At 65.6% G+C, this 25,396-nt stretch carries 28 protein-coding genes; 15 read left to right on the top strand and 13 right to left on the bottom strand.

The annotated features are described in order from the left end of the window. Positions 1-1,167, bottom strand: coding sequence for a cytochrome P450 (locus tag B9C43_RS31035; protein ID WP_084430465.1), 1,167 nt, complete (start codon positions 1,165-1,167; stop codon positions 1-3). Between the two features lie 128 nt (positions 1,168-1,295). On the opposite strand from B9C43_RS31035, the gene B9C43_RS60195 reads away from it, so the two are divergent. From B9C43_RS60195 to B9C43_RS30990, 9 genes are all read left to right on the top strand, one after another. Further along, a complete protein-coding gene (locus B9C43_RS60195) occupies positions 1,296-1,967 on the top strand; it encodes a GbsR/MarR family transcriptional regulator (RefSeq protein ID WP_084430774.1) in 672 nt (223 codons plus the stop codon). A gap of 65 nt (positions 1,968-2,032) precedes the next feature. Next, positions 2,033-3,733: a sodium:solute symporter family protein gene (locus B9C43_RS31025; protein WP_084430464.1), complete on the top strand. Its 1,701-nt coding sequence runs from the start codon at positions 2,033-2,035 to the stop codon at positions 3,731-3,733. Between the two features lie 12 nt (positions 3,734-3,745). After that, positions 3,746-3,973, top strand: coding sequence for a hypothetical protein (locus B9C43_RS31020; protein WP_033380801.1), 228 nt, complete (start codon positions 3,746-3,748; stop codon positions 3,971-3,973). Positions 3,974-4,032: 59 nt separating this feature from the next. Beyond that, complete coding sequence (locus tag B9C43_RS31015; protein ID WP_160096790.1) at positions 4,033-4,986, top strand: DUF3558 domain-containing protein; 954 nt, start codon at positions 4,033-4,035, stop codon at positions 4,984-4,986. Positions 4,987-5,247: 261 nt separating this feature from the next. Further along, a complete protein-coding gene (gene dhaK / locus B9C43_RS31010) occupies positions 5,248-6,249 on the top strand; it encodes a dihydroxyacetone kinase subunit DhaK (RefSeq protein ID WP_033380803.1) in 1,002 nt (333 codons plus the stop codon). Then, a complete protein-coding gene (gene dhaL, locus B9C43_RS31005; protein ID WP_084430462.1) occupies positions 6,250-6,867 on the top strand; it encodes a dihydroxyacetone kinase subunit DhaL in 618 nt (205 codons plus the stop codon). Next, on the top strand, positions 6,864-7,517 hold the full coding sequence (gene dhaM / locus B9C43_RS31000) for a dihydroxyacetone kinase phosphoryl donor subunit DhaM (protein ID WP_235038947.1): 654 nt from the start codon (positions 6,864-6,866) through the stop codon (positions 7,515-7,517). Before dhaL ends, dhaM begins: the two co-directional genes overlap by 4 nt. 10 nt (positions 7,518-7,527) lie before the next feature. Further along, positions 7,528-8,466, top strand: coding sequence for a DUF3558 family protein (locus B9C43_RS30995; RefSeq protein WP_084430461.1), 939 nt, complete (start codon positions 7,528-7,530; stop codon positions 8,464-8,466). Between the two features lie 142 nt (positions 8,467-8,608). Beyond that, a complete protein-coding gene (locus tag B9C43_RS30990) occupies positions 8,609-9,355 on the top strand; it encodes a hypothetical protein (protein WP_084430460.1) in 747 nt (248 codons plus the stop codon). Positions 9,356-9,487: 132 nt separating this feature from the next. Here B9C43_RS30990 and B9C43_RS30985 read toward each other — a convergent pair whose 3' ends face one another. After that, positions 9,488-10,018, bottom strand: coding sequence for an NUDIX domain-containing protein (locus B9C43_RS30985; protein WP_084430459.1), 531 nt, complete (start codon positions 10,016-10,018; stop codon positions 9,488-9,490). Between the two features lie 49 nt (positions 10,019-10,067). Between B9C43_RS30985 and nucS the strand changes: the two genes are divergently transcribed. From nucS to B9C43_RS30970, 3 genes are read left to right on the top strand one after another with little or no spacing between them, the layout of a single operon-like run. Next, positions 10,068-10,727, top strand: a complete 660-nt coding sequence (gene nucS / locus B9C43_RS30980) for an endonuclease NucS (protein ID WP_033380809.1) — start codon at positions 10,068-10,070, stop codon at positions 10,725-10,727. Between the two features lie 4 nt (positions 10,728-10,731). After that, entirely contained in the window at positions 10,732-11,046 is a 315-nt protein-coding gene (locus B9C43_RS30975; protein ID WP_084430458.1) for an alpha/beta fold hydrolase, read from the top strand. Further along, positions 10,989-11,465 (top strand): hypothetical protein, encoded by a 477-nt coding sequence (locus B9C43_RS30970; protein ID WP_084430457.1) that lies wholly within the window; start codon positions 10,989-10,991, stop codon positions 11,463-11,465. Before B9C43_RS30975 ends, B9C43_RS30970 begins: the two co-directional genes overlap by 58 nt. 3 nt (positions 11,466-11,468) lie before the next feature. Here B9C43_RS30970 and B9C43_RS30965 read toward each other — a convergent pair whose 3' ends face one another. Beyond that, positions 11,469-12,197: an AraC family transcriptional regulator gene (locus tag B9C43_RS30965; protein WP_084430456.1), complete on the bottom strand. Its 729-nt coding sequence runs from the start codon at positions 12,195-12,197 to the stop codon at positions 11,469-11,471. A gap of 56 nt (positions 12,198-12,253) precedes the next feature. On the opposite strand from B9C43_RS30965, the gene B9C43_RS30960 reads away from it, so the two are divergent. Further along, a complete protein-coding gene (locus tag B9C43_RS30960; RefSeq protein WP_084430773.1) occupies positions 12,254-12,817 on the top strand; it encodes a class I SAM-dependent methyltransferase in 564 nt (187 codons plus the stop codon). Positions 12,818-12,918: 101 nt separating this feature from the next. On the opposite strand, the gene B9C43_RS30955 is transcribed toward B9C43_RS30960, so the two are convergent. From B9C43_RS30955 to B9C43_RS30910, 10 genes are all read right to left on the bottom strand, one after another. Further along, positions 12,919-13,692, bottom strand: coding sequence for an enoyl-CoA hydratase-related protein (locus tag B9C43_RS30955; protein WP_084430455.1), 774 nt, complete (start codon positions 13,690-13,692; stop codon positions 12,919-12,921). Further along, complete coding sequence (locus B9C43_RS30950) at positions 13,689-14,555, bottom strand: 2-oxoglutarate and iron-dependent oxygenase domain-containing protein (RefSeq protein WP_084430454.1); 867 nt, start codon at positions 14,553-14,555, stop codon at positions 13,689-13,691. The genes B9C43_RS30955 and B9C43_RS30950 overlap by 4 nt, the downstream gene beginning before the upstream one ends. Positions 14,556-14,641: 86 nt before the next feature. Next, on the bottom strand, positions 14,642-15,412 hold the full coding sequence (gene ehuA / locus B9C43_RS30945; protein WP_033380814.1) for an ectoine/hydroxyectoine ABC transporter ATP-binding protein EhuA: 771 nt from the start codon (positions 15,410-15,412) through the stop codon (positions 14,642-14,644). Continuing rightward, positions 15,409-16,068: an ectoine/hydroxyectoine ABC transporter permease subunit EhuD gene (ehuD, locus tag B9C43_RS30940; protein WP_084430772.1), complete on the bottom strand. Its 660-nt coding sequence runs from the start codon at positions 16,066-16,068 to the stop codon at positions 15,409-15,411. Before ehuD ends, ehuA begins: the two co-directional genes overlap by 4 nt. Continuing rightward, a complete protein-coding gene (ehuC, locus tag B9C43_RS30935) occupies positions 16,065-16,700 on the bottom strand; it encodes an ectoine/hydroxyectoine ABC transporter permease subunit EhuC (RefSeq protein ID WP_235038946.1) in 636 nt (211 codons plus the stop codon). The genes ehuD and ehuC overlap by 4 nt, the downstream gene beginning before the upstream one ends. Next, positions 16,700-17,587: an ectoine/hydroxyectoine ABC transporter substrate-binding protein EhuB gene (gene ehuB / locus B9C43_RS30930; RefSeq protein ID WP_200825772.1), complete on the bottom strand. Its 888-nt coding sequence runs from the start codon at positions 17,585-17,587 to the stop codon at positions 16,700-16,702. Before ehuB ends, ehuC begins: the two co-directional genes overlap by 1 nt. 62 nt (positions 17,588-17,649) lie before the next feature. Beyond that, positions 17,650-19,644 carry a protein meaA gene (locus B9C43_RS30925; protein WP_084430452.1) on the bottom strand — a complete coding sequence of 665 codons (1,995 nt, stop codon included), beginning with the start codon at positions 19,642-19,644 and terminating at the stop codon, positions 17,650-17,652. 101 nt (positions 19,645-19,745) lie between these two features. Then, on the bottom strand, positions 19,746-20,624 hold the full coding sequence (locus B9C43_RS30920; RefSeq protein ID WP_084430771.1) for a dioxygenase family protein: 879 nt from the start codon (positions 20,622-20,624) through the stop codon (positions 19,746-19,748). A 252-nt stretch (positions 20,625-20,876) separates the two neighbouring features. Then, on the bottom strand, positions 20,877-22,148 hold the full coding sequence (gene murA, locus B9C43_RS30915; RefSeq protein WP_033380817.1) for a UDP-N-acetylglucosamine 1-carboxyvinyltransferase: 1,272 nt from the start codon (positions 22,146-22,148) through the stop codon (positions 20,877-20,879). Between the two features lie 57 nt (positions 22,149-22,205). Then, entirely contained in the window at positions 22,206-22,925 is a 720-nt protein-coding gene (locus tag B9C43_RS30910; protein ID WP_160096788.1) for a FadR/GntR family transcriptional regulator, read from the bottom strand. Between the two features lie 291 nt (positions 22,926-23,216). Between B9C43_RS30910 and B9C43_RS30905 the strand changes: the two genes are divergently transcribed. Continuing rightward, positions 23,217-23,795, top strand: coding sequence for a cob(I)yrinic acid a,c-diamide adenosyltransferase (locus tag B9C43_RS30905; protein ID WP_033380818.1), 579 nt, complete (start codon positions 23,217-23,219; stop codon positions 23,793-23,795). Between the two features lie 78 nt (positions 23,796-23,873). Then, on the top strand, positions 23,874-24,740 hold the full coding sequence (locus B9C43_RS30900; protein WP_033380832.1) for a helix-turn-helix domain-containing protein: 867 nt from the start codon (positions 23,874-23,876) through the stop codon (positions 24,738-24,740). Positions 24,741-25,396: the final 656 nt, after the last annotated feature.

Below are 25,396 nucleotides of genomic sequence, written 5' to 3'. Positions count from 1 at the left end.
CTACCAGGCGACCGGCAGCTCGGACGGGTTGAACGTGATGCCGTCGTTGAGGCCCGGCAACTGTTCGAACGGCACGGCAAGGTGCAGGCTTGGGAACCGGGTGGCCAGTGCCCGGTAGGCAACCGCCAGCTCGACACGGGCGAGTTGCTGGCCGAGGCACTGGTGGATGCCGTGTCCAAAAGCGACATGCCCGGCGGTACGCCTGCCCGGTGTGATCAGGTCCGGGTCGCTGAAGCACGCCGGGTCCCGGTTCGCGGCCTGCAGCGAGACCGTGACCACCTCGCCCTTCTTGATCAGCTGGCCGCTTACGGTGACGTCGTCGAGCGCCGCCCGTACCGCGAACGGCACGGTCGTGAGGTGACGCAGTAGTTCCTCAACGGTCTGCTCGACTGTCTCCGGTGTGCGCACGGCTTCGAAAAGCCTTGGTGAGCGCAGCATCGCGAGTGTGCCGAGCGAGATCATGTGCGCGGTGGTACCGATGCCCGCGCCGAGCAGGAACAGGCCGATGGTGGTCAGCTCCACGTCGTCCAGGTCGGTCTCGGTCAACCCACTGAGCAGGTCGTCGGACGGGCTGGCCCGCTTCGCGGCCACCAACTCCCCCATGTACTGCTTCAGGTCGGCCATCGCCGCGGCGAACTCGTCCGGTGTCGCGCCGACTCCGGTCACCAGGATCGCCTGCGCCTGGAACCGCGCTCTGTCCTCATAGGGCACGCCCAGCAGTTCGCAGATCGTCACCGCGGGGATCGGCTCGGCGTATGCACGCACCAGATCGACCGGAGGTCCCTGATTCTCCATGGCGTCAAGGTGTTCCGCGGTCGTCTGCTCGATGCGCTCGGTGAGCTGGCGCATCCGGTGCACGGTGAACTGACCCACGAGCATCCGCCGGTAGCGAGTGTGGTCGGGGGCGTCCATTCCCGAGAAATCACCAGGTTCCGCCGGTGGCAACGTCGCGTCCGCGCCTGGCATCGGATTGGCGAGCAGCTCGTACCGGGCGCTGAACCGTGGATCGGCGAGCACGGCACGAACGGCCGCACGACTGGTGGCCAGCCACCCCTGCGTCCCGTTGGGATAAACCATGCGGGTCAACGGTTCCTGACCGCGGAGCTCGGCGGGCGGGTCCAACGGCCGGTCGGCCGGTCGGTTCAGTGGCAGTCCTGGCAACAGCATCTGTCCTCCCTCAGTTGCGTTCACTCCACGGTAAAGTGATTTCGACCCTGGAATCGCCCGTAAAAGCAATCCTTGCAATGGTTCTGACGGTGAACGCAACGATCGTTGCGTTGACTCCCGGAGGGGACATGCCTCGGCTGACACTGGACGAACGCCGGTTCATCGCCGCCAAGATGGCCGAAGGCGTTGGTTACGCCGAGATAGCGCGCAGGCTCGGCAGGCCGACGTCCACCGTCAGCCGTGAGGTCGCCCGCAACATCGGCACCCGCGGCTATCAGCCAGACCAGGCCGAGCGCCGAACACGGGAACGCGGCCGCAGGCCGAAGTCGGTCAAACCCACCGGACCGGACGACGTCACGCGGACCGTGTCCGAGTACGAGGCCAAGATGATCGAGGTTCTGATCGAGAAAGGCATGCCACGCATGGCCGCCCGTGTGCTGGCTTGCCTGTACGTCACCGACAGCGAGAGCCTCACGGCGGCCGAACTCGTCCGGCGTCTCAAGGTCAGCCCGGCGTCCGTCTCCGCCGCAGTCAGGTTCCTCGACAACCTCGGCATGATCAAGCGAGTGCACGACGGGCGTCGTCATCGTTACCTGGCCGACGACGACGCCTGGTTCCGTTCGTCGGTGGCGAGCGGACTGACGATGGAGCGTTGGGCGCGCACAGCGCACGAAGGAGCTGAACTGTTCGGCGATTCACTCCCGGGCGAACGGCTGGCGAAGATGGCGCTCTTCCTCGACCACTTCACCCGGGACCTGATGGGTGTCGCCGAGAAGTGGCGGCACCTGCTGGCTCCCTGAGGCGATTTGCCCGATACGCCCTCGCTCGTCATGCGGACTACGCGTGTCGTGGTTATGTTGACGCAATGCTGTTGGCTGACGCGAATTTCCGCCTGGACGCGCAGGCCGTCGACTACGTCATTCTCGGCTTCTACTTCGTGATCGTGCTCGGGATCGGCCTGCTCGCGAAGCGGTCGATCTCCAGCAGCCTGGACTTCTTCCTGTCCGGGCGCTCGCTGCCCGCGTGGGTGACCGGGCTGGCGTTCGTGTCGGCCAACCTCGGCGCGGTCGAAGTGTTCGGGATGACCGCGAACGGCGCGCAGTTCGGCATCCCGACCGTCCACTACTACTGGATCGGCGCGATCCCGGCGATGGTGTTCCTCGGCATCGTGATGATGCCGTTCTACTACGGATCCAAGGTCCGCAGCGTGCCGGAATACCTCAACCGGCGGTTCGGCCCGGCTTCGCACCTGGTCAACGGCATCAGTTTCGCGACAGCACAGGTGCTGATCTCCGGGATCAACCTGTTCGCCCTCGGTTCGGTGGTGAACGTGTTGCTGGGCTGGCCGTTGTGGGTGTCGATCGTGATCTCCGCGGCGATCGTGCTGACGTACACGACGATCGGCGGGCTGTCCGCGGCCATCTACAACGAGGTGCTGCAGTTCTTCGTGATCATCGCGATGCTGATCCCGCTGACCGTGGTCGGCTTGCACCGGGTCGGCGGCTGGGACGGGCTCGTCGACCGGATCGCCGACAAGAGCAACGAGCTGAGCTCGTGGCCCGGCACCAACATCACCGGGATCGGTGACGCGACCCTGTCGGTGCTCGGCATCGTGTTCGGTCTCGGGTTCGTGCTGTCCTTCGGCTACTGGACGACGAACTTCGCCGAGGTCCAACGTGGACTTTCGGCGAAGAGCATGTCCGCGGCCAAGCGCACGCCGCTGATCGGCGCGTACCCGAAGGCGTTGCTGCCGTTGGTGATCGTGATCCCCGGCATGCTCGCCGCGGTGCTCTCGCCCGAACTCGCGGCGGCGAAGGCACAGCTGGCCGCGAATCCGAACGCGGCAACTGACGTGCAGTTCAACGACGCGATCAAGCTGCTGATCCGGGACGTGCTGCCGAACGGCATGCTGGGTGTGGCGATCACCGGTCTGGCAGCGTCCTTTATGGCCGGTATGGCCGCGAACGTGAGCGCCTTCAACACCGTGTTCACGTACGACATCTGGCAGACGTACGTCAAGAAGAACAAACCGGACGGGTACTACCTGAAAGTCGGCCGGGTGATCACCGTCATCGGTGTGCTCGCCGCGATCGGCACGGCGTTCATCGCGGCCGGTTACGAGAACATCATGACGTACCTGCAGACGTTGTTCTCGTTCTTCAACGCCCCGCTGTTCGCCACGTTCATCCTCGGTCTGTTCTGGAAACGGATGACCCCGGCGGCCGGGTGGTCCGGTCTGGTCGCCGGAACGCTGTCGGCCATCGCGGTGTTCGTCCTGGCCAATTCCGGCGCGGTGACGTGGTTCGGCGATCCGTCCAGCCAGGGCCCGAGCTTCGTCGGCGCCGGTGTCGCGTTCGTGGTCGACATCCTGGTCAGCGTGATCGTGTCGCTGCGGACCCGGCCGAAACCCGACGAGGAGCTGACCGGTCTGGTGTGGTCGCTCACGCCGCGGGAAAGCCGCAAACACGGTTCGGAGGGCGAGGACAGCGGCTGGTACCGCAAACCGGCCGTGCTCGCGGGCGGCGTGCTCGTGCTGACTCTGGTACTGAACATCATCTTCTGGTGAGGAGGCCGCGCCATGGCGCGTCTGTTCGACCTGCGGTGGATCATCGCACTGCTGTTCGGTGTGTACGGCGTGGTCCTGCTCGTGCTCGGGATCGGCTTCGAGAGCGACCAGGACCGGATCAAGACCGGCGGGTTCAACGTCAACCTGTGGGTCGGCATCGGGATGCTGGTGTTCACCGCGCTGATGGCGGCGTGGGCGCTCATCCGCCCGGTGCGGATTCCTGACGGTGCAGATACCTGACGGGCAGAAATGAGGTGTTCCGTGCACGCGACGCGGCACAGGTCGCTACCGTGCACGATGTGTTGCGAAGTGCTCGTGTCCTGCCGGCCGCTGCCGTTGTGCTGACCCTCGCCGCCTGCGCGGGTCCGGTTGACCTGGGCAAAACCGTCACGAACAAGACCACCGTGAAGGCCGCGGGCTCGTTCAACGACGACGCGTTGCGTGCCGTCGACCCGTGTGGGTTGCTGGCCGACGACCTGGTGAGCGGCATCGGCAAGAAGAAGCCGTCGGGCGTGCCCGACCGACGCGGCTACTCGGAGTGCTCGTACAGCGTGAGCGATCCGCAGTCCGGTAAGGACATCCGGCTGCTGGTCAAGGTCGGCTCGGACCTGATCTCCGCGCCCAAACAGGTCGCCAGGACCGTCGGCGGCCTCGGCGTGTACGAGACCCGGACGAGCACGGGCTGCTCCTACACGGCCATCACCAGCCGCGGCCCGGACCACGGCCTGGTCGCCACGGCCTACTGGGACGGCGGCGACCCGTGCGCCGCGGCCACCAAGCTGATCGAGAGCTCGGTCAAGGCGGTGTCCGAGGGCAAGGCGAAGTACGAGGACACGCCGGGCAGCCTGGTGAAGCTGGACCCGTGCGCGGCGATCGACGACAAGACCTCGGGCGACGTCACGGGCGGGCCAGTGAAGAAGGAGCCCGACGACATCCGTGGCTGCCGGTACACCACCCGCAACACCTACATCAGTGTCAAGTACACGATCGACTTCGACCCGGCGTCCACCACCAAGTCGTACAACCCGACCACGGTCCAGCTGACCGACAAGGTCAAGAACGCGGTGAAGTTCAAGTCGACCATCTCGCCGAACAAGTGCCAGATCGAGTGGATCCACCGGGGACTGACCGGCAACCGCAGCGAGAACATCAACGTGTCCTTTGAGCGCACACCGCCCGACGCGGCACAGGACCCGTGCGCCAAAGCGGAGACCGCCGCCAAGGTTGTGGCCACCAAACTGGCCAGCTCTTGATCTGAAGTACTCGGCAACGTCCGCGGGCCGGTTGTCGCACGGCCGCGTCACGCGTGAATTGTCGGTGGTGCTCACGCTCGCCCGTCCAGCCAGGCCGGTCCTTGCAGGTTCCTGTCCCCGTACACGTCGCGGACATGCTCGCAGGCAGGCCGGATTCCCCAGACTCGATCTTGGGGAGAAGGTCAACTTCCACCTTTCGCGCCGAGGGCCCATCAGGTAGGAAGGCGGAAGCCCTGCCAACCAGCGTCGGGAGGCTCGGAAGTGAAGAAGATCATCAATGATCCGTCGACGGTCGTCGAGGAGTCACTGCGGGGCGTGGCCGCGGCCCATGGCGACATCCTGAGAGTACGGACCGACCCAGCCGTGGTGTACCGCGCCGACGCGCCGGTCAGCGGCAAGGTCGCGATCATCTCCGGCGGCGGGTCGGGGCACGAGCCGATGCACGGCGGCTTCGTCGGCATGGGCATGCTGGACGCCGCCTGTCCTGGTGCGGTGTTCACCTCGCCGACGCCCGACCAGGTCCAGGCCGCGGTCGAGCACGTGAACGGCGGCGCGGGCGTGCTGCTGATCGTCAAGAACTACACCGGTGACGTGCTGAACTTCGAGACCGCGGCCGAATTCGCCGCTGCCGAAGGCCTTGACGTGCGGACCGTCGTGATCGACGACGACGTGGCGGTCAAGGACTCGCTGTACACCGCCGGGCGGCGAGGTGTCGGCGGGACGGCGTTGCTGGAGAAGATCGTCGGCGGGGCGGCTGAGGGCGGATACAGCCTCGACGAGATCGAAACGTTGGCACGCCGGGTGATCGGGTCGGTTCGGTCGATGGGTGTCGCGCTGACCGCGTGCACGGTGCCGCACGTGGGTGAGCCCAGTTTCGTGCTCGAGGACGACGAGATCGAGATCGGCATCGGGATCCACGGCGAGCCGGGCAGGCGCCGTGTCCCGCACCAGCCGGCGGATCAGCTCGTGCGGACGTTGCTCGACCCGATTCTGGAAGACCTGCCCTTCTCCTCCGGTGACCGGGTGTTGCTGTTCACCAACAGCATGGGCGGCACGCCGCTGGTCGAGTTGTATCTCGCGCATGGCATTGCCGAGCGCTTGCTCGCCGAGCGCGGGATCACCGTCGAGCGCAGACTGGTCGGACCGTATGTGACCAGCCTGGAAATGCAGGGAATGAGTCTTTCGGTGTTGAAAGTGGACGACGAGATGCTGCGCTGGTGGGACGCGCCGGTGCGGACCGCGGCGCTGCGGTGGGGTGCGTGAATGACCTGTAACGCGGAGGGTGTGATCGCGGCCATGCGTTCGGTCGCACAGGTGGTCGAGGCACACCGGGACGAACTGGTCACTTTGGACCGTGAAATCGGTGACGGTGATCACGGCGAGAACCTCAAGCGCGGCTTCACGGCCGTATTGTCCAAACTGGATAATGCGGGCGACACCCCCGGCGCGGTGCTCAAGATCGTCGCGAGCACGCTGATATCCACTGTGGGTGGTGCTGCGGGCCCGTTGTACGGCACGGGCTTCCTCAGGGCGGCGGCGAAACTCGGGACTGCGGAGACGTTGACGCCCGAGTCCGTTGCGGATGCCCTGCAAGCGGCCCTCGACGGCGTTGTGGCGCGGGGAAAGGCCGAGGTCGGCGACAAGACCATGGTGGACGCCTTGACACCGGCTGTCGCAGCCGCACGGGAGACGTCCGGGTCGATCGCGGACGTGCTCAAGGCCGCCGCGGACGCTGCCGACAAGGGCGCGCAGGACACCGTGCCTTTGGTCGCCCGTAAGGGACGTGCTTCCTACCTTGGCGAACGCAGCGCCGGGCACATGGATCCCGGAGCGCGGTCGACAGCGTTGCTGCTGCGGGCTTTCGCGGACGCGGCGTCGTGATCGGCCTCGTCCTGGTCTCCCACAGCGCCCGACTGGCTGAGGGATTGGCCGAACTTGCCGCCCAAATGGCGCCGGACGTTCGCATCCTGCCGGCAGGCGGGCTGTCGGACGGCACGCTGGGCACGGATTTCGACGCGGTGTCCACGGCTGTGGACCGTGCCGAATCCGGCGACGGCGTGCTGCTGCTCTACGACCTCGGCAGCGCCAAGATGACCGCTGACCTGGCCGTGGAGATGCTCGGAGATCCTTCTCGCGCAGCCGTTGCCGACGCGCCGTTTGTGGAAGGTGCTGTGGCGGCAGCGGTTGCCGCGCAGGGCGGCGGCGATCTGGACACTGTGATGACCGCCGCAGTGTCCGCAGGCGCCCCTGAGGAGGCTGTGGATAACGGAACCGGTACCGAACTCCTGTTGACCAACGAGGTCGGGCTGCACGCCCGGCCTGCGGCACTTCTTGCCCGAACTGTTGCCGGACTTGACGCCGAAGTGACCGTACGATTTGGCGACAAGCAAGCGAACGCGGCGAGTGTGCTCGCTCTGATGAGTCTGGGTGTGCGGGGCGGCGACACGGTGGTGGTGTCGGCGACCGGCCCGGACGCCGCGGAGGCCTTGCGCCGGGTCGACGAACTGGTGACCCGCGGCTTCGACGAGTGAGGGACGGCGGATGCGGTGGTCACGGTGGGCTGTGCTCATCGCGGGGTTCTTGGTGGCCGGGTGCACGAGTCAAGTGGGTGGTACGGCGTTGCCCGCCCCCGGGTACACACCACCGAAACGCACCATGTCGAGCGCGGCCGAACTGATCGGCAACGCGGGCGCCCTTGACCCGTGCAGCCTGCTCGATCCCGCCGCGCTGACCCAGTTCGGCGCGGCGCAGAAACCGGATCAGGAAGCGTACGACTACTGCTGGCTGAAGTTACCGGTCGGCAGCGCCACAGTGGCCGTCCGTTTTGGACTGCTGGAGCGGATGCGCGGCGAGTTGCAGGCCAAGGAGATCGAACCCGTCGGCACTTTGCGGGTGTTCGAAGAGAACCCTGTCAAGGACCGTTGCGCGCGATACATCATGTTCAGCGACAACGTGACCATGGCGGTCTCGGCCGATACCTACGACACTCCAGGGGCGACAGTGCCCCAACTGTGTTCGATCGCCGAGAAGGCAACGACGACGATCGCGGAGAACGTGTCCGCGCGGCGAATGAAGCATGTGGACTACCCGCCGGCGTCATTGGCGAGGATGGACGCGTGCAAGGCGGTGACGGTGTCGCTGGCCCAGGTTCCCGGCCTGCCGGCGGGCGAGGTGATCAGTTACCCGGGCGGCCACCAATGCCGATGGGGGCAGGCGATGGTGCCGTCGTTGACTTTGCGGTTCGTCCTCGACGAGCCGTCCACCGCACCGGACGTGAAGGTGGAATCCATCGCAGGCAGGCAAACGGGTGTGTACAGCACCGAAATCGGTGGCAGGACACTGTGTGTCGCCGAAGCGAAGCACGGAACCGGCCGCGAACTCGCCCAGGTGATCGTCCGTCTGCCACCGAACAACGCCGAACCCGCCTGCGCGGCAGCACGCAGCGTCGCGGCCGAGGCGTGGAGCAAGCTGCCGTCCTGACCGACCGTCAGTACGTCGAAGAGTGACGATGTCTCGGCGCGGCAACGGCTTTGTGTAGATGAGGCCTCCGTAGCGCGTGGCCGTAATGGGTTGTGGCACGGCTCGATGTAGCGGACGGACCGCCGAGCCGAGATGAGCAGCCATGAGCATTGCCTGGCCGACCGAAGATCCAGACGCACCTCGACAACGTTCCCACAAGCCGTGGAAATGGCCCGCCGTCGCGGGCGGGGCGGTGATCGTCGTGATCGCGGCCGTCGCGATCTGGACCCCATCCCGGCCCGAAGCAGGCAGCCCGGCCGCGGTCATCACTTCAGTCAGCCCGACAACCACCGCAACAACAACCACCACCACCACTACCCCTCCGCCGCCGCCTCCCCCGCCAGAGGTCTTCCAGGGCAAGGGAGACGACGTCGTCGAGCTCAAGCGTGGTGCGACGCCGGGCATCGTGGCATTCGAGTGTCCAAAGTGCACCGGAAACGTGGTTGTCGAGTCCGACGGCAGGGAAAGCCTGCTGGTGAACACAATCGGTGCCTACACGGGAAAGCACCTGATCAACCTCGCCGACGGCAGCATGACCACCAGCATCAGTGTGAAAGCGAAGGGATCGTGGAAGCTGTCGGTGACCGGCCTGGACGCCATCGAGGTCGTGACCGGCAAACCTGCCAGCGGCCGCGGCGATTCGGTCATCATGTTCGCGGACACCTTCACATCCGCCACGGTGAAAAACCAGGGCAAAGGCAACTTCGTTGTCACGTATGCCGATCTGTCGACGAAGCGCCTCGGCCTCGCCGTGAACGAAATCGGCAGCTACCAGGGAACGGTCAAGCTCCCCGGGCCCTCGGTCGTCCAGATCGAGTCCAGCGGCACATGGACAATCACCGCGAAGTGACAATGCCCGCGGCGGTGGAGTAAAAGCCGGCCGGATTGTCCGCCATCGCGAAGTGACCGCTGGCTATTCGACACCGTCCGCGTTCGTCTCCGCCTTCCGCCCGCACCACCGGCACATCCCCAGCCAGGTATTTCACTGCCGTTCGCGCATGAGCAGCATGGCGTACGCGGCGATGGACTGGGCGTCGGTGACTTCCTCACGCTGGATCATCGCCTCGAACTCCTTCCGCTCGATCCATGCCGTGCGCATGTCCTGCTCTTCGTGCTCACGCTCGTGCGGCCCTTCGGTCAACTCGGTCGCCAGGAAGACCCGCCCGCGTTGGCTGGACATACCCGCCGCGACGTCCAGCAGGCCGAGTTCGACCATCCGGCCCGCGCGCAGCCCTGTTTCCTCGCGCAACTCGCGCCTGGCCAGCTCGAGGGGATCGGTGTCGGCCATTCCGGGGGCTGTGCCCTGGGGAAACTCCCAACGGCGCAGGCCGATCGGGTAGCGGAACTGCTCGACCATGTGCAGGCGGTCGCCGTCGAGCGGGATGATCAGGGCGTACGTCGGCTTGTCCACGACCGCGTAGATGCCTTCCGACCCGTCAGCGCGCCGGATCTTGTCCTCGCGGAGCCGCATCCAGGGGTTTTCGTACACCTGTCGGGTGCTGAGCGTCTGCATGATCTCATCGTGTCACTGGGCGCGATCACATATCCGTTACCCTGCCCCGGTGCGTCTAGTGATAGCTCGCTGCCAGGTTGATTACGTCGGACGGCTGACCGCTCATCTGCCGATGGCCATGCGGTTGCTGATGGTCAAGGCGGACGGCTCGGTGCTCGTGCACTCGGACGGTGGCTCGTACAAGCCGCTGAACTGGATGAGCCCGCCGTGCTGGCTGACCGAGGAGGAAGGCCTCTGGACCGTCCAGAACAAGGGCGGCGAAAAGCTGATCATCACGATCGAGGAAATCCAGCACGACTCCAAGCACGACCTCGGCATCGACCCCGGACTGATCAAGGACGGCGTCGAAGCCCACCTGCAGGAGCTGCTCGCCGAGCACGTGACCACGCTGGGTGAAGGCTGGACCTTGGTCCGCCGCGAGTTCCCCACCGCCATCGGACCCGTCGACCTGATGTGCCGGGACGCCGAGAACGTGTCCGTCGCCGTGGAGATCAAGCGACGCGGCGAGATCGACGGAGTCGAGCAGCTGACCCGGTACCTCGAACTGCTCAACCGCGACCCGCTGCTGGCACCGGTGAAGGGTGTCTTCGCCGCGCAGCAGATCAAGCCCCAGGCCAGGACGCTTGCTGAGGACCGCGGCATCCGCTGCGTCGTGCTCGACTATGACGCGTTGCGCGGTATGGAGTCTGACGAGTTCCGGCTGTTCTGAGCCAATGAACCTCGCGGCCGCGCAGAGGAGATCGGGTGACCACCTGATTGTCTTCATGCACGGCATCGGCTGCGCGAAAGAGTCCTACGCCGAGGCGTTCGACGCCGCCGAGCTGAAGGACTTCTCCCTGTGTGCGTTCGACTTTCCAGGACACGGTGAATCGCCGAGTCTGCGGGCGAACTCCGTTGAGGCGTATGCCGATGCCTCGGTCGAGCTGATCGAGTCGATGGGGCCAGGCGGGTCTCCGTGGTGGCGCACAGCATGGGTGGGGCGGTTGGGCTGCTGGTCGCGCAGAAAGTCGACCTGGCGTGGTTTGTGAATGTGGAAGGCAACCTGGTCGCCGAGGACTGTGCGTTGGTCAGCGGCAAGACCGCGCGCATGTCCTCCGACATGTTCACCACCACGGGGTTCTACCGCTTCGCCGAGCGCCTCAAACAGTCGCCGCGCAAGGACGTCCAGGCGTGGGCACAGTGGTATCCGAAGTGCGATCCCGCCGCGATCCACCAGATCTCCCAGTCGCTCGTCGAGTGGTCGGACAGCGGTCGGTTGCTTGAGATGTTCTTGGCCATGGACAACAAGGCGTACGTCTACGGCGGTGAAGAAGAACGAGTCGAGTACCTGCTTCCGATGCTCGAAGGCGTACCGGCGTACTCGGTCCCCGATTCCGGTCACTTCGCGATGGTGGACAACCCAGCGGGCTTCTACGACGCCATCGCTGCGATCGTCTCGTCCGAATAGCCTTCATTCCGCGGTGAAGTACCTGGCTGGGGATGTGCCGGTGGTGCGGCGGAAGGCGGAGACGAACGCGGACGGCGTCGAATAGCCGACGAGGTGGGCGGTGGCGGCCACGGACGTGCCGCCAGCCAGGAGGCCCAGGGCGTGGGTGAGCCGCAGACGGGTGCGCCATTCAGCGAAGCCGAGGCCCGTCTCGGCCCCGAAAAGGCGTGCCAACGTGCGTGAACTCGCCCCGACGACCCGGCCCCATTCGGCGAGGGTCCGGCCGTCCGCGGGGTCGATCCGCAGAGCCGCGGCGATCCGCAGCGTCCGGTCGGACTGGGGCATCGGCAACTCGATCGGGGCGGTGGGCACCGGGTCGAGGAGATCCTGGAGCAACGCCTCGGCGCGGGAGCGCGGCCCGGCCGCCAAGGACGAACACAGATACGACAGCAGCGGCCCGAGCAGAGGGCCGACCCGGATGACGGTCGGCACGGTCCACGGGACGAGGTCGGAGTGGATGAGCAGGCTGCGCATCTTCGTCGACCGGCTGGAGCCTGTGGTGTGCCGGACGCCCGCGGGGATCCAGAGAGCCCGGGTGGGCGGCAGGACCCAGGTGCCGGTGGCCGTGCCGATCGTCAGCGCGCCGTCCTCGGCCCAGTTGAGCTGGTGGGCGTCGTGTTCGTGCCAGTCGAAGCGGGTCCCCGGCAGCAGGGAGTGGCTGCCCACCCAGATCCCGTGTCCGGTTCGCGACATATCTTGGCAGTCTAGTTCGTAGCGGACGCGCCAGACAGCGAAATAGCGTGCAGGTCATGCCGATGAACCTGATCCACCGCAAACTCTGCCGGTCGGACACCTGGGTCACGAATGTCCGCGAAACCCTGATGCCGTGGACACTCGAGGGCATCGACCTCGGCGACGACGTCCTGGAGATCGGGCCGGGTTTCGGGGCGACCACCCGAGTCCTGATCGACAAGGTGCCGAACCTGACCGCCGTCGAAGTGGATCCCGCGTCAGTGCGACTGCTGACCGAACAGTTCCCGAGCGTCAACGTCATCGAGGGCGACGGCGCGAAACTTCCCTTGCCGGACAACAGTTTCAGCGCGGTCACGTGCTTCACGATGCTGCATCACGTGCCGTCACCCGCCGAGCAGGACCGTCTGTTCGCCGAGACGTTCCGGGTTCTGAAGCCCCAGGGCCTGTTCGTCGGCCTGGACAGCAGGCCGAACCTGCGGTTCCGCTTCATCCACCTGTTCGACACGATGATCGTCGTGGACCCGGACACGCTGCCGCAGCGCTTGGCGGCCGTGGGCTTCCGGGACATCGACATCACCAAGACCGAGACCAGGTTCCGGTTCCGGGCCCGTAAGCCTTAGCCGCCTACGCTCCGATGACCATGTAGGTGCAGCTACGGCGACCGGTTCTATGTCGGTGGCCTGAATGCTCCTCTCCCGGTTATCCACACAGGAGCACCAACCTAGTCAGGCCAGACTGGCTTGCGCTTCTCCAGGAACGCGGCCATTCCTTCGCGGGCGCCGGGAAGCTGCGAAGCCGATGCCATGACCTCCAAGGCAATGGCGTACGCGTCCGCCTCCGGGCGGTCCAACTGGGCGTAGATTGTCTGCTTTCCCAACGCTTTGCTGGCCCGGCTTCCCCGGGTCGCCCTGGCCAGCAAGGCATCCACCGCAGCGTCCAATTCGGAGCCCGGGACGACCTGGTTGACCAAGCCCCACTCCAAAGCCACCGATGCGGGGATCGTGTCGCCGGTGAGGACGAGTTCCATCAGGCGTTTACGGCCGATCGAGCGCGCAACCGGAACAGCTGGGGTGTGGCAGAACCAGCCGCCTTTTCCGCCGGGCAAAGCGAAGCCCGCTGACGAAGCCGCCACGGCAAGGTCGCACGACGCCACAAGCTGGCATCCCGCTGCCGTTGCCAAGCCGTGCACGCGGGCGATCACCACTTGTGGCACCGCTTGGATCGTCTGCATCAACTCCGTGCACAACTTCAACAGTGACCGGACGCCTACGAGGTCGCGGGAGGCGACGTCGGCGAAGTCGTGACCCGCTGAGAACACCGGTCCGTCTCCGGCGAGGACGATTCCTGTCGCGTCCGAGGCTCCAGCCCAGCGAAAGGCTGACAGCAGCTCTGCCAGGTGTTCCTCGGAGAGCGAGTTCCGCCTGGCCGCCCGGTTCATGGTGATACGGACCGTCTCGTCGTCCGTCTTGACCAGGATGTGCTCGTAGTCGGTCATGCTCCGACGCTAGCTCGCCTCGAGAGGCTCGCCAACACGGACAGCCGGTCTTCCGCCTTGATCCTCTGCGTGGTCGACCGTTCCGGGTGGCGCCGCATGAACAGGTCGGTGAAGTACGTCCCGTAGTGCATGTAGCCGTTCATCGGGCCGAGCACCGGTCGCAGGCCCGCGTCGAAGACCGGCTCGTGGAAATACGTCATGACCACCTCGTCGCAGGTGTGCACGAGTGCTTCGAGTGGGGTCATCCGGATGTGTCCGTTGGTCAGGAACTCCATCAGTTCGCCTGGGGTGGCCGTCAGCGTTCCATCTTCGACCGTGATCATCAGCAGGCCGTGCGAGCTGAGCTCGTAGGTCCCCGCGGGGAAGCGTTGGACGAGCATGTGGTGCCAGCCGTCTTCGGACAGCGCGTTCAGCGTTTCGAAATCGGACAGGTTCAGGCCGATCGCGATCAGGTGCATCAGCCTCTCGCCGAGCCGGCTGAGCTCGTCGCAGAACATCCGCATCGCGCGCCGGTACTCCATGCTCGGCCACGGCATCGGGCCGTGACACGGCCAGTTCGCGCCAACGCGCACGTCCTCGCGCGGTATGTCCTGGCAGATCGTGAACGTCTCCACCGCGCCGGCCGCTGAGTACCCCGCGTAGGTCAGGTCGCTGACGCAGCGGGATTTCAGGTGCACCGGCTGTGCGAAGTACCGTCTGCTGGCTTCGACGGCGTCCTCGATCTTCCGGGTCTGCCACCGGTCGCAGGCGAGCTGGAACATCCCGTCGGTGAGCCATGCTTTGACCAACTCGTCGGCCAGCCGGACGTCGGACTCGGTCCCCTCGACGCAATCCGGTAGTCCGAACGTACGAACGTCGCCCATCGTCCCCTGCCTTCCATTCCCTTACGGCGCAACGGACATACGGATCGGCCAGGCGAAACGGTTCGGACTACCGGACAGTAACGTTTTCACACTTCCTCGAGCACCGACCGCAGGAACGCCTTGGTGCGCTCCTGCTGGGGCTCGTTGAACATCTGCTCGGGAGCCGCGTCCTCGATGATCTTGCCTTCGTTGAACATGAGCACGCGGTTGGAGACGTCCCGTGCGAACCGCATCGCGTGGGTCACCAGCAACATGGTCACGTCGCTGGTCTTGGCCACGTCCCGCAGCACGTCAAGCACCTCGGCGGCGATCTCCGGGTCCAGTGCGGACGTGACCTCGTCGAGCAGCAGGATCTCCGGTTCCACGGCCAAGGCCCGCGCGATCGCCACGCGTTGCTGCTGACCACCGGACAGCTGCGACGGGTAGAAGTCCGCTTTGTCCGCGAGGTTCACCATTTCCAGCAACTCGCGGGCGCGTTCCTCCGCCTCGTCCTTCTGCTTGCCCAGCACATGGATCGGCGCCTCGGTGATATTACGAAGAACCTTCATGTTTGGGAACAGGTTGAACTGCTGGAAGACCATCGTCACCTTGCTGCGGACCTTGCGGGTGTGCGCCTCGCTGGCGGGAACAAGGTCGTCACCCCGCTTCTCGTGCCACAGGAACTCGTCGTCGATCGAGATCGTCCCGGAGTCCGGTTTGGTCAGCGTCATCAGCATCCGCAGGATCGTCGTCTTGCCCGATCCGCTCGGGCCGATCAGCGTCACACGCTCGCCGTCGGCGATGTTGAACGACATGTCGTCGAGCACGACGTTGTCCCCGAAGCGTTTGCTGACGTCGTTGAAGTCGATGAAACTCATGCTGTCACCCCGTTGAACCGGCGCTCCACAATCCTGCCCAGATAGGACAGGACGAGCGCGACTGCCAGGTAGAGCAAGCCGGCCATGGTGATCGGCTCGAACGGCCGGAACGTGTCCGCGATGATCTCGCGGCCGACCGTGAACGGCTCCGCGACGGTGATCGCCACCAACTGCGGAACATCCTTGAACAGTGCGATGGAATAGTTCGTCAGCGCGGGAATCGAGCGCGGCACCGCCTGCGGCAGGATCACGCTTGTCCACACGCGACGGCGTGGCAGGTGCAGTGCGACGGCCGCATCCCACTGTCCAGGTGGGACACCTTCGATCCCGGCCCGGTACACCTCGGACGTGTACGTCGCGTAGTGCAGACCCAGCCCGATGATGCCCGCGGCGAGCGGCGACAACGCCAAACCAAGCTGCGGCAACACAAAGAAGAGGAAGAACAGCTGGATCAGCAGCGGCGTGCCGCGGATGAATTCCACCAGGAACCCGACGGGCATGCTGATCCAGCGCTGATGACTCCGCCGTGCCAACGCGAAGACCAGCCCGAGAACCAACGCGACGACGTAGCCGACCACGGTCGCGATCAGCGCCGTGAGCAGCCCGTCCAGCAGCCGCGGCAGGATTTCGAGTGCGTAGTTCCAGTCGAAGTTCATGCCCACGCGACCTTTCGCTCAAGCAGCCGCACCGCGGTCATGAAGATCAACGCCATCAGGCCGTAGCCGATCAGCAAACCGCCGAAAACCGCTGCGGCACGGCCATTTCCGCTCCAGATCAGCTGGCCGTTGAACGTCAGCTCCGGAATGGACACGACCGCGACCACGGCCGTGGCCTTGAGTTGCTCGATGACGTTGTTGCCGAACGACGGGATCATCGCCCGGATCGCCTGCGGCAGCACGACCCGGCGCATCCCTTGCGACGGCGTGAAGTTCAGCGCGGTCGCGGCTTCGACCTGTGCCGGCGGAACGGCTTGGATCGCGCCACGGACGACTTCGCCGGAGTACGCACCCATGTTCAACCCCAGTGCGAGGATTCCGGCGAAGGTGGGATCCAGTTGCCAGCCAAGGGAAGGCAACGCGTACACGAACCAGAACGCGAGCACCAGCACGGCCGCACCGCGAAACAGCTCGACGTACGTGAACCCGATGACACGCAGGAACTTGTTGTGGCTGACTCGAGCCAGCCCAACCGGGAAAGCGATGATCAGCGCGAGAGCCATCCCGCCGAGGGTGAGCAGGATGGTCTTCCACGCGCCGTACAGCAGCAGGCCTACTTGTGCGCTGGACATCAGGCCTCCGGTACCGCGCAGAGCTGCTGCGCGGTCATGTCCGTCATCTCGGCCTCGGTGAAGCCGAACGGCCGCAGGATGCGCAGCAGCTCACCGGACTGCTTCAGATCGGCGAGCTCCTTGTTGAACGCGGCCACGGCATTGGTCTGATCCGGCAGGAACGCGAACCCGCCGGACGTGAACTGCGGCTTGCCGTCCACTTCGGGCACGAACGGTGTCGTCACTTCAAGTGGCGCACCTGGATTCTTGCCCAGCACATCCCGCAGCGAGATCGCGGTCAGCGAGAACGCGTCCACCCGGCCGGTGCTCACCGCCTCGAGACCGCTCGGCTGGTTCTGGTACGCGGTGATCATGTTCTCCGGCACGCCGTTGGCGATCGCGTAGTCCTTCTCCGTCGCGCCGATCAACACGCCCATCCGCAGGTTCTGCTGCGCGACCTCGGCGAAGGTCTTGATGCCCTTCGGGTTGCCCTTGGGCACGAGGAAAGCCGCGGGAGCGATGAAGTCAGGGTTGGTGAACAGCACCTGCTTGCACCGCTTGGGCAGGATGGACATGCCCGCGGCGATCACGTCGAACAGCCCGACCTTCAGCCCGGCGATCAGCGAGCCGAACTCCGAGGGAATCGGGATGAGGTTCGGCACGCCAAGTCTTCTGAACACGACCTTGGCGACTTCGGCGGCCTCGCCGGTCAACTCCGCTTCGGAGTTGATGAAACTGTACGGCGCTTCGTTGGCGAAGCCGACCCGTACCTCCCCTTTTTGTCTGAGCCGATCGAGTAACGAACCCCCGTTCGCCTCTGCGGACAGATCCACCCTGGTGCAGCCAGGCAAGGCGAGCGAAAGCGCGCCTGCCGCGGCAGCCTGCAGCAGCAGTCGTCGAGAAGCCACGCGACGACCGTAGGTGGTTCATCCGCGCAGGTCAACACGATCCGAAGTAGACAGACGAGATTTCAGCTGGTCAGGCCGCGAGTTTCCCTTACCAGATCGACGATTCCGGCCATGATCTGCGTGAGCTCGTAGTCCTTCGGAGTGAAGACGCGAGCGATTCCCTTGTCCAGCAAGGCTTTGGCGTCATCGGGCGGCACGATACCGCCGACGACAACGGGGATGTCGTCGGCTCCCGCCGCCCGCAGGCCATCCACCACCGCGGGTACGACTTCCAGATGTGATCCGGACAACACGGACAGCCCGACCACGTGGACGCCCTCCTGCACAGCGGCGGCCACGATCTGGTCCGGCGTCAACCGGATACCCTGATACACGACTTCGAAACCAACATCTCGGGCCCGGACCGCGACTTGTTCCGCGCCGTTGGAATGACCGTCCAGACCAGGCTTTCCGACCAGCATGCGCAGCCGTTCGCCGAGCTCGGCACTGGTTTCCTGCACTCGCGTGCGCACTCGTGCGAGCTCCGCACCCGCCTCACCGGTGGACACCCCGGAAACCCCTGTTGGCGCACGGTATTCGCCGAACACCTCGCGCAGCGCCCCGGACCACTCACCTGTGGTCACACCCGCTCTCGCGCACGCCAGAGTCGCGTCGACCAGGTTCACCTCGGTCTTCGCGGCTGCCCGCAAGGCATCCAGTGCCTCATCCACAACGGCTTGGTCACGATCGGCCCGCCAGGCCCGGATCGCCGCGATCGCCTGCTTCTCCACCGCCGGATCGAGCTGCTCGATCGCCTTGGCACCTTCGGCCTGCAGCGGCGAGGGCTCAGTGGTGTCGAACTTGTTGACACCGACGATGACCTCTTCGCCGGACTCGATGCGCATCCGCCGCGCGGCAAGCGATCCGACGAGCTGGGTCTTCATGTACCCGCTCTCGACCGCGGCCACCGCGCCACCCATCGCCTGCACGCGGTCGATTTCCGCACGCGCACCGCGCAGGATTTCGTCCACTTTGGCCTCGATGACCGGGGAGCCGTCGAAGATGTCCTCGTACTCCAGCAAATCCGTCTCGTACGCCAGCACTTGCTGCATCCGCAGGGCCCACTGCTGGTCCCACGGCCGCGGCAAGCCGAGCGCCTCGTTCCACGCGGGCAACTGGATCGCGCGGGCACGAGCGTTGCGGGACAAGGAAACCGCGAGCATCTCCAGCACGATCCGCTGGACGTTGTTCTCCGGCTGTGCCTCGGTCAGCCCCAGCGAGTTGACCTGCACGCCGTAGCGGAACCTGCGGTGCTTGGGGTTCTGCACGCCGTACCGCTCAAGGGTGATCTCGTCCCAGAGCGCGGCGAACGCCCTCATCTTGCACATTTCCTCGACGAACCGCACGCCCGCGTTGACGAAGAACGACATCCGGGCGACGACCGAGCCGAACTCCTCCTGCGGCACCTGGCCGGAGTCACGGACCGCGTCGAGCACCGCGATCGCGGTGCACATCGAGTACGCCACCTCCTGCACCGGGTTGGCCCCGACTTCCTGCAGGTGGTAGCTGCAGATGTTGATCGGGTTCCACTTCGGCACGTTGGTGACCGTCCACGCGACCATGTCCGTGATCAGGCGCAATGACGGTCCTGGCGGGAAGACATACGTCCCGCGGGACAGGTACTCCTTGATGATGTCGTTCTGCGTGGTCCCGGTGAGCTTGGAGATGTCCGCGCCCTGTTCCTCGGCGACCGTGACGTACAGCGCGAGCAGCCACATGGCCGTCGCGTTGATGGTCATCGAGGTGTTGGCCTCGGCCAACGGGATGCCGTCGAAGAGCTGCCGCATGTCACCGATGTGACTGACCGGCACGCCGACCTTGCCGACCTCACCACGGGACAGCTCTTGGTCGGGGTCGTATCCCGTCTGTGTGGGCAGGTCGAACGCCACTGAGAGGCCGGTCTGCCCTTTGGCCAGGTTGCGACGGTAGAGAGCGTTGGACGCCGTCGCCGACGAGTGGCCGGCGTAGGTCCGCATGACCCACGGCCGGTCACGCTCACGGTCGCTCGGGTACGGCATGGGAACCTCCGTAACGGGTGATTCCCCGACGGTACTGGCTGGTAACCGTCCAATAACGTGCACTGACTCACAAAATCGAGAAAGCCACCCGGCTGGGTTTGTCAGCGCACGCCCACGTTCAGCGTGACCGTGTACCCGCTGGCGATGTCGCCAGCGACGGTCCCGAGCTGCAATGCGCCGGAGTCGTCCCGGAAGACCACGTCCGTGCTCAGACTCAGCCGGCGCATGTTCGACACGGACTGCTCGTAGCCCGGCTGGGCGTACACGGTGTCGCACACGTTCTGCGGCAACGCGACCTGAGAGGTGGCGATCGCCTTGTCGGCGTCGGTGATGGATGCCTGGTCGGGGTAGACCTCGAAGTGGATGTGCGGCCAGCGCCCGGGGTAACAGGCGGGGAAGATGCTGGTGAAGCGGACCCGGCCGGACGCATCGGCGATCTGCACGCCCCGCAGGTAGTTCTCGTTCTGCGCGCCCTGCGAGTACATGGAGTACCGGCCTTCGCGGTCGCATTGCCAGACGTAGACGGCCACGCCCGCGTAAGGCGAGCCGCCTTGGGCCAGGTTGGCGATCACGAGCTCCAGCGTCATCGGCACGCCTTGGGCCGTACCGCTCGACGCCCCAAAGCTGGAACGGATGTCGCTGCGCACGACACCGCTCTGTTCCAGCACATCCGGCCCGTTCGAGCCATCACCGGGATACGGCCCTGCCGTCTCCTCCGGGATTTCACTCAACGCGGCCGGAGCGGCTGAGCCCGACGTCGCGCCTGTGGTGGGAGCGGTGGACGTCGGCGTGCTGGTACTGGGTGGTGTGCTGGGACTGCACGCGGCCACGGCCGCGCCTGCGGCGCCAAGCCCGAGCAGACGAAGCGCACGTCGGCGGTCGAACAGCGTGGCGATGTCGAAGCCGAGGCCTTGGTCCACCACTTCGTCGTGGGGGCGGGGCAGGCGGCGGCCCTCGTAAGTCAGTTCGGGTTCGGTCATGGACACCATGCTCACGCCACGAGTTATGTGCCGCCTGTGGAAGACCTGTCCATTGGCTGTTGGCGCTGATCCATTGGCTGTTGGCGCTGAGGAGCCGGTCCAGCTTCGGCGCGTCGGCTGGCACTGAGTTGGCACTCAGTGCCAGCCGTGTCCGCGTTGGAACTGAATGGCCACCCTGCTCGTTGCCGAGATCGGAAGGCGTGCGGGCGGCGGCGTCTACCGCTTGGGCGCTCCGCGTCTACCGCTCAAGGTCTACCGCTCGGGCGCTTGCGTGACACGCTCCACGTTCGCGCCGAGCCGCACGAGGTTCTCCACGAAACCAGGGTAGCCGCGGTCGATGTGGAACACGTCCCACACCTCCGTCACGCCATCCGCGCACAGTCCCGCGAGCACGAGACCAGCGCCCGCGCGGATGTCCGACGCCCAAACCGGCGCGCTCGACAGCTTCTCCACGCCACGGATGACCGCGTGGTGCCCGTCCGTCCGTGCGTCCGCGCCGAGCCGCATCATCTCCTCGACGAACCGGAACCGGGCCTCGAAGAGGTTCTCGGTGATCATCGCGGTGCCTTCGGAGACCGCGCAGAGCGCGATCGCGAACGGCTGCAGGTCCGTGGCGAACCCCGGGTAGGGCAGCGTCACGAAGTCCACGGACTTCGGCCGCTCGGCCATCACGACGCGGAAGGCCTTGTCGTCGTACACCGTGACCTCGGCACCGGCCGTGCGCAGCTTGTCGAGGACCAGGTCGAGGTGGTGCGGGTCGACACCACGGACGGTCAGGTCGCCGCGGGTGACGGCGGCGGCGAATGCCCAGGTCGCACCGACAATCCGGTCGCCGATCACGCGGTGCTCGGTCGGCTGCAGCGTCTCGACGCCGTGCACGGTGAGCGTGGACGTGCCCGCGCCTTCGATCTTGGCGCCCATCTGCTGGAGCATCGTGCAGAGGTCGACGATCTCCGGTTCGCGTGCGGCGTTGTCGATCACCGTGGTGCCGTCCGCGAGGACCGCGGCCATCAGGATGTTCTCGGTCGCGCCCATGCTCGGGAAATCCAGCCAGATCTGGGCGCCGTGCAGGCCTTCCGCCTCGGCGACGACCGAACCGTGCTCGATCTCACTAGTGGCGCCGAGCTGACGCAGGCCGTTCTGGTGCATGTCCAGCGGACGTGACCCGATTGCGTCACCGCCCGGCAACGCGACCACAGCACGGCGGCAACGGCCCACAAGCGGCCCGAGCACGCACACCGAAGCACGCAGTTTGCCCATGGAAGCCGCGTCCGGCTTGTGGTTCAGCTCCGACGGCGTCGTGATGACGACCGTGTCGCCGTCGACGCTCACCTCGCAGCCGATGCTGCGCAGGACGTCCGCCATGTACGGCACGTCAAGGATCTGCGGGCAGTTGGTCAGCGTGGTCGTGCCCTCGGCGAGCAACGCCGCCGCCATCAGCTTGAGCACACTGTTCTTGGCACCGACGACGTCGACCTCGCCGACGAGTCTCGCGCCGCCGTGAACCCGGAAGTGCTCAGACACGCACCCTCCCGATGAATGACCCTTGGATGAGCGCCAATCGTACGGCTGTCCGTTTGGTCACTCGGATTCGGAGGCTCCCGCTGCCTCAACCCGTTGCCGCAGGCGCAACATCGGCTTCTCGGCGAGCTCAACGAAGTGGTGCATGGTCAAGTCGGCGGCCCGTGCGCTGTCGCCTGCCTCGATGGCTTCGGCGATCGCGCGGTGGTCGTCGAGCGCGCGTTGCCTGATCTCGGTGTCATAGGGCAGGGAATCAGTGCCGAACGTGAGCTGGATACGCAGCTGCGAGTCGATGCTCACGTAATAAGGGTTGCCGGTTGCCTCGGCGACCGCGGAATGCAACGTGTGGTCCGCGGTCCGCATGACATCACGGTCTTCGGCTTTTTCGTACGCCTCGACTGCCGCCCAGATCTTGCGGATGTGTTCGTCAGTACGCCGTTCGGCCGCCAATCCGGCGATCATCGGCAGCAATGACCGGGTCAGGTCGAACAACCATGTGAGGTGTTGCCATCGAGGCAACAGCATGCTCCGAATATGCGACCCGGATTCCGGTCCCCATGTGCTATGCACGCGCACTCCGCCGCTGCGGCCGCGCGTGATCCCGACATAGCCAAGCGATTCGAGTTGGTGCAGAGCGTCCCGCAGAGTGGTACGGCTGACGTTGAGCCGGGCGGCGAATTCCCGTTCCGGCGGCAGCTTTTGCCCCGGCAGCAACGCGCCGAGCGCGATCGCCGTGATCAGCCGGTCAACCAGCTGTTCGGCAGCCGACTTGACTTTCATCGGCCCAGCTGGCGCCAGGTCGAGGCTCAGTCTCAGGGACGGCCCATCGCTAGCACTTGTTCTCAAAGTCCAACGCTCCCTGCGCAGCCGAGCATCGAACATAGCCCATTGGACAGTTGACCCAGATCACTTTAGGGGCTGGGAAAGTTAAGGACCAGTATTTAGTCCGATCGTCATCCAAGCCGCGTGACGCAGAAAGAAAGTGGTATATGACAGCGCCCGGTATTCCACGCATAAGCGACATCGCGCGCCCGCTGACCTGCTATGCCTCCGTCACATAAGGTTCAGGGCATGGCCGTGCACCTCACCCGCATCTACACCCGAGTCGGCGACGACGGCACGACGGGACTCGGCGACTTCTCCCGCGTGTCCAAAACCGACCCGCGGCTTGCCGCGTACGCCGACGTCGACGAAGCCAACGCGGCCATCGGTGTCGTCGTCGCGACCGGCAACCTGCCCGACGAGATCGTCACCGTGCTGCGGGCCGTGCAGAACGACATGTTCGACGTGGGCGCGGACCTGTGCAACCCGATCGTCGAGGACCCGAAGTACCCGCCGCTGCGGATCACCTCGGACTACATCACCCGGCTCGAGAACTGGTGCGACGAGTTCAACGAGCGCCTGCCCAAGCTGACGTCCTTCATCCTGCCCGGCGGTACGCCCGGCGCGGCCTACCTGCATGTCGCCCGGACCGTAACGCGACGGGCCGAACGCGCGACGTGGGCATTGATCGAAGCAGACGCCGACCGAACGAACGTACTCGCCGCCAAGTACCTCAACCGCCTCTCCGACCTGCTGTTCATCCTCTGTCGCCTGGCCAACCCGGACGGTGACGTCCTGTGGCAACCGGGTGGTGCGGGAACCAATTAGCGAGGACATCCGCGCTTTGTGTTCCTTTTGGTCTTAGAGTGTGTGGCTGCGAGCAGCAGGGGCGAGTAGGAGGTGACCATGCCCACGGGTGAGCCCGCAGGTAGTGGTCCCACCGCGCGCCGAATGGTCCTGGGCAGCCAGTTGCGTCGGCTGCGTGAGGCGAAGGGCATCAGCCGCGAAGACGCCGGCTACGCGATCCGTGGTTCCGGCTCGAAGATCAGCCGGGTCGAACTGGGCCGCGTGAGCTTCAAGGAACGCGATGTCGCGGACCTGCTGACGCTCTACGGCGTGACCGACCAGAGCGACCGGGACATCTTCCTCGCCCTGGTCCGCGAGTCGAACCAGCCGGGCTGGTGGCAGCGCTACAACGATCTGATGCCGCACTGGTTCCAGGACTTCGTCGGCCTCGAGGAGTCGGCGTCCCGGATCCAGACGTACGAGGTGCAGTTCATCCCTGGCCTGCTGCAGACCGAGGACTACGCCCGCGCGGTGATGCTGCGAGGCAGACCGGACGCGCCGCCAGAGGAGATCGACCGGCGCGTCAACCTGCGGATGCAGCGGCAGCGGTTGCTGGCTTCGCCGCAGGCGCCTCGACTGTGGGCGGTCGTCGAGGAAGCGTGCATCCACCGGCAAATGGGCGGCCGCAAGGTACTGCGCGACCAGTTGGAGCACCTGCTCGACCTGACCAAGATGTCCAACATCTCGCTGCAGATCCTGCCGTTCGAGCTGGGCGGGTCGGCCGCGGAGACGCCGTTCACCCTGCTGCGGTTCGCCGAACCGGAACTTCCGGACATCGTCTACCTCGAGCACCTGTGCGGCGCGCTCTACCTGGACAAGACCGACGAGGTCGAGGTCTACAACAAAGCCGCACATCGGCTGGTTGTCGAAGCGGAGACACCCGAGCAGACGCGCCGGACCATCTCGAAGGTCCTCAAGTCGCTGTAACAACGCTTCGGGTCCCAACCGCGACCAGACCCATCACCACCAGGCAGCCCGCCCCAACCCAGGACATCCCCCACCACTCCCAGCAGGACTCCGTCAAAGCCCGGCTTGTCCTTGCCTTGCGGGCGTGGCGAGCGGACTCGACTCAGGGTTGTTGTCGAAAACCAACCTCCCGGCACCCCGTGGTCAGCAAAGCCCCAACGAAGCCGACCACTGTGCAGCCGCACCAGAACCCTCCACGCCAGGAAAGACCTCATCGCGCTGCAGCAACCGACATCAACGACCCCCACCCCCAACCAAAGGGCATCCCCCACCACTCCCGGGGGGACGACCCCAGGCCAGTCTATCGGGGATATGGGCTGGTCAAAGGGTTTCTGAGGGGCTGTGGACAACCAGATTCGCGAACGGACCGTTCGTTCGATTCGTTATCTGGTCTTAACCCGTCAGGGGTTGCGGGCACCCGTTTGCCCAATCGGGCAAACACCCGATGATCACGGCCCGCTGTCCACTCGCGACACGCCCGACAGTCATCACATTTTCCCCCTCGCGAGGGTTATGTGTGGCACGAATCGGGCCCTACGCGGGCGTAGGAGTGCAATCGATCTCACCCTGAGCGACCAGGAACTACTCCCTGTCGACAAAACTCGTCAAGATCACTG

It is taken from the genome of Kibdelosporangium aridum (genome assembly GCF_900176515.1).
In the GTDB taxonomy this organism is placed as follows: Bacteria; Actinomycetota; Actinomycetes; order Mycobacteriales; family Pseudonocardiaceae; genus Kibdelosporangium; species Kibdelosporangium aridum.
The sequence above is the reverse complement of the archived record's forward strand: the minus strand, read 5'-3'. Positions and strand labels throughout refer to the sequence as shown.